The organism is Pseudoalteromonas sp. SR45-5, assembly GCF_014163565.1.
Classification (GTDB): domain Bacteria; phylum Pseudomonadota; class Gammaproteobacteria; order Enterobacterales; family Alteromonadaceae; genus Pseudoalteromonas; species Pseudoalteromonas distincta.
Genome location: NZ_JACJDN010000393.1, coordinates 1 through 3863, shown reverse-complemented (window position 1 = coordinate 3863; position 3863 = coordinate 1). Strand labels below are relative to the sequence as shown.

Genomic DNA, 3863 nt, shown 5'->3' with positions numbered 1-3863 from the left:
TTTTATTTTATAACGCGCTAATTAAACTTTTTTATAGCCTTAGCTTTTAGCGCTTTCATCTTTAGCCTGCGTGGCTTTTTAAAAGATTGTATAGGCATTGATACCATATGCTCTTGTGGCAGTGCCGGAATTGTTTGTGGGTAAGTTCCTTCCTCTGGCACGGAAATCTCTTTTAGATGTACTTTAAGCGCCTCTAGAGTTGAGTCGTTATCAACTTCACTAGGGCAAATAAATATACCTAACTTTCTTAGTTGTACGCCGAGTTTGATACTACTGGTATAACGGATAATTGGAGCACCTAATACTAAGCCTAATAATATAGGTGATAGCCACCAAAAGAAGACAGGTGTGAAGTAGTAGGCTGTGCTGCCCCATGCTATAGCCACAATAGTAGAGAATAACGTATAACCAAACGCTTCTTTCCACGGAACCATACGACCTTCGCGCGGTTGTGCATCCCACTTCACTTTTTTACCTAAAAATACGCAAAGTACAAAGTAAGCATGAAATACCATCATTAATGGTGCAACAATAATAGCAAATACAGTTTCAATAATTGAACCTAGGATTAACTTAATTGAACCACCAAAGCGTTTGTTTCTATGTATTAGGGTGACTATTACGCCCATTAATTTAGGCATTAATAAAATAACAATAGTTAAATACAAGAGTGAATCAATAAGATCGGTTTTAGCTATTTGCCATGTAGGAAATAATTGATAAACACGGTTAAAGTACACATCACTATTTAATGCGCGCGTTACTGCATCAATAGTACTTAGCGCTAGCATTGAGAGCCAAATTAGTGATGAAATATAAGCGGTTGCACCTAATAGAAAGTGCAGCTTACTCATTAATTTTAATTTAGATGACGATAGTAAACCTAAGTGCTGAATATTACCCTGTACCCAGCGTCTATCGCGTACAGCATAATCGAGAATATTACTTGGTACTTCTTCGTAGCTACCTTCAATATCTGATAGTAATAGTACGTCCCAACCTGCACTATGAAGTAGTGATGCTTCTACAAAGTCATGACTTAAAATCTCACCGCCAAAAGGTGCGTTACCTTTGAGTGTTGGCAAGCCACAGCACGTTATAAATGCTTCAACTCTAATGATTGCATTATGACCCCAGTAGTTGGCTTTATCTGTTTGCCAAAATGCTGAGCCAGTAGCGAGCATTGGGCTATATAGCACTGACGCAAACTGTAAAAAACGACCAAAAAAGGTATCTTGACGAACAGGTATTGGAATCGTTTGGATCAGGCCTGCTTGTGGGTTGTTTAGCATGCTTGTAGTAAGTTCTAACATACATTTACCGGTCATTACGCTATCTGCATCAAGCACAATCATATGGTCGTAATTACTTCCCCAGCGCTCACAAAAGTCGGTTAGGTTACCTACTTTGCGGTGTTTGTTATCTTCGCGACGACGATAAAAAACATGCTTTGCTGTATCCCCTAAACGTTCGCACAATGCATGCCATGCACTTAGCTCGTTTTTAACTATTTGAGGGTCTTGTGTATCGCTTAATAAATAAAAATCAAAATTATCAAGCTGACCAGTTTCTTTTAACGATTGTAGACTTACTTCAAAGCCCGCGATAACACGGTGGGTATCTTCGTTATAAATAGGCATTACAACGGCGGTTTTCTGAGCGTTAATTGCCTCGTTATTGAACTCAATTGGTTTAATACGTTTTAACGTAAGCGGGTCAATTCGAAACAACTGTAGTACAAAGCCGATTGTGCCACTACAAAAAGCCGTTACAATCCAAGCAAATGTGATTGAGAATAATACTAAAAGGGCATACTCAAGTAATGTCATACCGTTTGAGCTTAAAATCTCAAACATAATAGATATGCCGTAGCCAGATGTGCCAAGTGCCGCAATGGCAAATAGCCATACTCTTAGTGTTTTGAATGGCATTGGAGTGCCCCTACCTTTATTACTTGATGTCATTTGGGTACCAAACATAGCTCCATACCTCGCTAATTTCTTTGTCACGTAGTTTTAACGATAAACGCATATCAACGGGTTGATCGTCCTGTGGTGCAATTTTAAAGGCTACACGCCATCCACGTGAATCCGGAAGTTTTTGTACATTCACGTCGGTTACTTCGCCTGTTGTAAGTTGAATGTCGGCATCTAGTTTTAACTGTTTAGACAGTTGATTTATTTCTGATCCAGTAAAATCAACAGTAAATTGGCGGTGGCTTTTTGGTGGTGGGTTGTCCTCACCTGGTAAAGCGGCGCTACCAATTCTTGTACGTAGTACACGTGCTTTCTCGTGCTGAGTTAAAACTGAATTAAAGGTCGTCATTTTGTAGCTTAATTTTAATGAATCTCCGGCCTTCATTGGTTTTTCTGGTACCCAGTAACTTACGATATTGTCGTTAGTTTCTGTATCAGTCGGTATTTCTACAAGCTCTACACGACCATTTCCCCACTCACCTTGTGGTTCAATCCATAGGCTAGGGCGGTCGTGGTAATGTGCTTCTGTGTCTAGATAGTTATTAAAGTCTCGGTCTCGTTGAGCTAACCCAAAACCTTTTGGGTTATTGTACGAAAATGAAGTAACGCTGAGTTGTGATGGGTTGTTAAGAGGGCGCCATACCCACTTGTCATCAGCAGATTGAGTTAATAGGCCATCCGAGTCATGAACTTCAGGGCGATAGTCATCAAAAAATTTGGTGCTGTTTTCGCCGTGATAAAACATACTCGTTAATGGTGCTACACCTAGTTTTTTAATATCTTTACGCGCAAAAATCTGCATATCAACATCAACTAGCATATTCGTTGTAGGGTCGACGCTAAATTTGTACGCACCAGAAATAGATGGACTATCCAACAATGCAAAAATGGTGATTTGTGTTTGCTCTGCCTTTGGTTTAACTAACCAAAACTCTTTGAACATTGGAAATTCTTCACCCGAATTCTCAGCAGTATCAATGGCAAGGCCTCTTGCTGATAAGCCATAAACTTGTTGAGGGCCAACGACTCTAAAATACGATGCTCCCTGAAATACCATTACTTCGTCTTTATACTCGTTAGTATTTAATGGGTAATGTAAGCGAAATCCAGCATGGCCTAGTTGAGTGCCCGCCACACTTTTAGCTATTTCTTCTTGTAGTGGTGCAGCAGTGCCATCGTATTGGTAAAAGTCGGTGCTGAAAGGTAAGCGGCTACGTTTAGAGTCGCTATCAACAGTATTTATTGTTACAGGTGTTTTATATAAAAAACCAGGGTGGAATAATTGCAGCTCGTACAGGCCTTCATCTTTCCACACCGCTTTGTCTTTTTTAAATCGAATTGAACGGTAGTCTTGATAATCAATATTATTTAGTGCTTCAAGCTCGATGTTTTTAGGTGCCACATATTCTTCGCTTGCTAGCTTTTTAGCGCGAGCGCTAATTACATCAAATAAGCTACTTTGTGGAATTGCTACATCAACAGTTGCAGCAATCGCTTGGTTGCTATTGCCCCAAGTCGAAAAAATAATAAGTAGACCCAGTAGTGGTGCTGACTTTTTTTGCCATTTAGGCAAGTTTTGGGTTAGTTGTTTCATTCTCATTCCTTTATAAAAACACGACTTATTTTTACGTTTAGGGTAAATATTGATTTTGTTTTGTAAGTATCTTCTAATTTACTTAAAGCAAAATGTGAACCCTTATAAAAGTTCATATTTTTCAATAGGAAAACCAATATACGTAACTCATTGAGGTTTTTGTTGTGTAAAATTCACTCAATCTTATGTAGTTGTTACTGATTAATTACTAGAAGACTCACTAATCGTATGAACATATTACGGGGAGTTTAATGAAGCTTGTCTGAATTACATTTGTATAAAATAAAAAAGCC

2 protein-coding genes are annotated in these 3863 nt (G+C 38.8%); both read right to left on the bottom strand.

Annotated elements, in window-relative coordinates; genetic code table 11:
• Window positions 1-17: 17 nt before the first annotated feature.
• Window positions 18-1979: a glucans biosynthesis glucosyltransferase MdoH gene (gene mdoH / locus H5072_RS13895; RefSeq protein ID WP_024597082.1), complete on the bottom strand. Its 1962-nt coding sequence runs from the start codon at window positions 1977-1979 to the stop codon at window positions 18-20.
• Window positions 1951-3570: a glucan biosynthesis protein gene (locus H5072_RS13890; protein WP_182693856.1), complete on the bottom strand. Its 1620-nt coding sequence runs from the start codon at window positions 3568-3570 to the stop codon at window positions 1951-1953. Before H5072_RS13890 ends, mdoH begins: the two co-directional genes overlap by 29 nt.
• Window positions 3571-3863: the final 293 nt, after the last annotated feature.

Bases quoted from the DNA above. Each gene is read 5' to 3' on its own strand.
- H5072_RS13890 (WP_182693856.1), bottom strand. From the start codon at position 3,570: ATGAAACAACTAACCCAAAACTTGCCTAAATGGCAAAAAAAGTCAGCA.
- mdoH (WP_024597082.1), bottom strand. From the start codon at position 1,979: ATGTTTGGTACCCAAATGACATCAAGTAATAAAGGTAGGGGCACTCCA.